At 72.1% G+C, this 2,363-nt stretch carries 2 protein-coding genes; both read right to left on the minus strand.

Annotation, left to right across the window (positions count from 1 at the left end; translation table 11 throughout):
• The coding region (locus tag ACJA3G_RS35315; protein WP_406557114.1) for a PucR family transcriptional regulator at nt 1-1,025 on the minus strand (1,025 nt) is incomplete at its 3' end.
• A 333-nt stretch (nt 1,026-1,358) separates the two neighbouring features.
• Nucleotides 1,359-2,363 (minus strand): tryptophan--tRNA ligase (trpS, locus tag ACJA3G_RS35320; protein WP_406557115.1); only part of this gene is annotated, 1,005 nt, incomplete at its 5' end.

Genomic DNA, 2,363 nt, shown 5'->3' on the forward strand with positions numbered 1-2,363 from the left:
GGACCCGGCCCCGGACCCAACAACCGCGCCCGCAAAGCCACTTCGAGCTCGAACCGCGCGTCCGGGTCGTCGAGCGCGGGCCCGAAGAGCTGCTCGATCCGGCGCAGCCGCTGGCGTACGGTCTGCGGGTGCAGCTCCAGCCGTTCCGCCACCTCGGGAGCGCTGCCCCGGTGGCACTGGAGCCACACCAGGAGGGTGGTGGCGAGCCGGTTGGCCTGCTTGGGCGTGAGGTCGTCCAGGGGGCGGAGCCGACGGGCGGCGAAGAGCCCGACCAGCGCCCGGTCCCCGAGGAGCAGCAGCTCCGAGAGCCGCTCCTCGCAGCGCACGATCCCCTCGGGCCGTTCCAGGCGCGCGAGCAGGGTGCGCGCCCAGCGCAGCGAGTCCGCCGCCATCGCGAGCGGCACGGTCGGCCCGACCACCGCGCCGCGTCCGGCCAGCGCCGCCGCGAACACCTGGTCCCGAAAGGCCGTCCCCGGCTCAGGGACCAGCAGGAACGGCTCCGGTCCTTCCAGGTCCGCGAGGACGTCGGGTGGCAGCCTGCGGTGGATGCGGTCACGTTCGGCGGGCGGCCCGAGCGCGACGCACGCCACCGTGCCGGGCAGCGTCCACCCGGCGGCCACGGCCGCCTGTTCGAGCGCGGGGCCGGTGGCGCGGGAGACGATCCGCTCCAGCAGATGATGGCGCCGCCGCCCGAGCGCGCCCGCCTTGTCGGCCTGGGCCTCGGCGTAGCCGCGTACGGAGACGGCGGATATCTCGTCGATGTGCGCGAACACCGCTTCGGCGAGCAGGACGACCTGGTCGGCGCCGACCCCGGCCCGCCGGGCGGCCCGCGCGTACCGGCGCCAGGCGACGCGGGCCCCGAGCCGGTACGCGGCCTGGAGCGCGTCCAGGCTGCGGCCCTCCGCGAACTCGCCGCGCCCCAGCACCCAGTAGACCCGCCACCGCTCCCCGCCCCGGTCGGCGGACGCGCTGTCACCGCCCTCCACCAGGTCCGCGAATTCGGCGAGAGCGGTTTCCACGCCCATCTGGATTCCGTGCCCGAATTTACCGTGCAGCGGCCTGGAGAATTCCGGCACGTGCTGTCTTATCTGCCGGATTACCTCGGCCGCCGTGGAGTGCTGTTCCTTTCGCAGCTCCGCGGCGAGAGTACGCGGCAGAGCGGCCCATGGCCCGGCCATGCGTGCGAGTATGAGCGGTTGTTACTCACCAGTCAATGGGCCTGACATGCCTGTTTGTTGAGGAGCTGACGACGTGTCGGCGGCGGATCACTCACCTGCGTGACACCTCCAATACCTCTGACGCCTTGGGCGCATTTGGCGCCCTTGACGCATTTCCGCAGGGCGGTGCGAGCCTGTCCACTAGCGGAAACCCCCCATGGCGGCGCGTACCTCGTCGAGGGTGGTCTCGGCGACGGCGTTGGCGCGTTTGTTGCCCTCGTGCAGGACCTCACGTACGTACGAGAGGTCGCGCGCGTACTCGGCCCGGCGGGCCCGGATCGGGGCCAGACGGGTGTTGACGGCCTCGGTGACGGCCCGCTTGAGCGCGGCGGCGCCGCCGTCACCGATCTCGGCGGCGACGGCGTGCGGATCGCGGTCCTGGCAGAGCGCGGCGAGCTGGAGCAGCCCGGAGACGCCGGGGCGGGCCGAGGGGTCGTAGGTGATGCGGCGGTCCGCGTCGGTGGTGGCGCGGCGGATGAGGGCGGCGGTCTCGTCGGCGGTGGCGGAGAGGGGGATGGAGTTGGAACGGGACTTGCTCATCTTCGTACCGTCGGTTCCGAGGAGGACGGGGGCGGCGGAGAGCATGGCCTCGGGCTCGGGGAAGACGGACCCGTAACGGTCGTTGAAACGGCGGGCGATGGTGCGGGTGACTTCGAGGTGGGGGACCTGGTCCTGCCCGACCGGGACGACATCGGCCTTGCAGAAGAGGATGTCGGCGGCCTGGTGGGCCGGATACGTGAACATCAGCCCGCTCACGGCGGACTGGCGGGAGTGCGCGATCTCGTCCTTGACGGTGGGGTTGCGGCCGAGCTCGGCGACGGAGACCAGGCTGAGGAAAGGAAGGAGCAGTTGGTTGAGGGCCGGCACGGCGCTGTGGGTGAAGACGGTGGCGCGGGCGGGGTCGATACCGGCGGCGAGGTAGTCGAGGACGAGGCCGTGGGTGTGGTCGAGGAGGTCGTCGGCGATGTCGCGGTCGGTGATCACCTGGTAGTCCGCGATGACGACGAAGATCTCCGCGCCGCTGTGCTGGAGGCGGACGCGGTTCTGGAGGGTGCCGAAGTAGTGGCCGAGGTGGAGGGGGCCGGTGGGGCGGTCACCGGTGAGCATGCGGGTCATGGGTCCGGGCCCTTCTGGGGAGGTGGGTGG

The organism is Streptomyces sp. YS-3 (genome assembly GCF_045257485.1).
Taxonomy (GTDB): domain Bacteria; phylum Actinomycetota; class Actinomycetes; order Streptomycetales; family Streptomycetaceae; genus Streptomyces.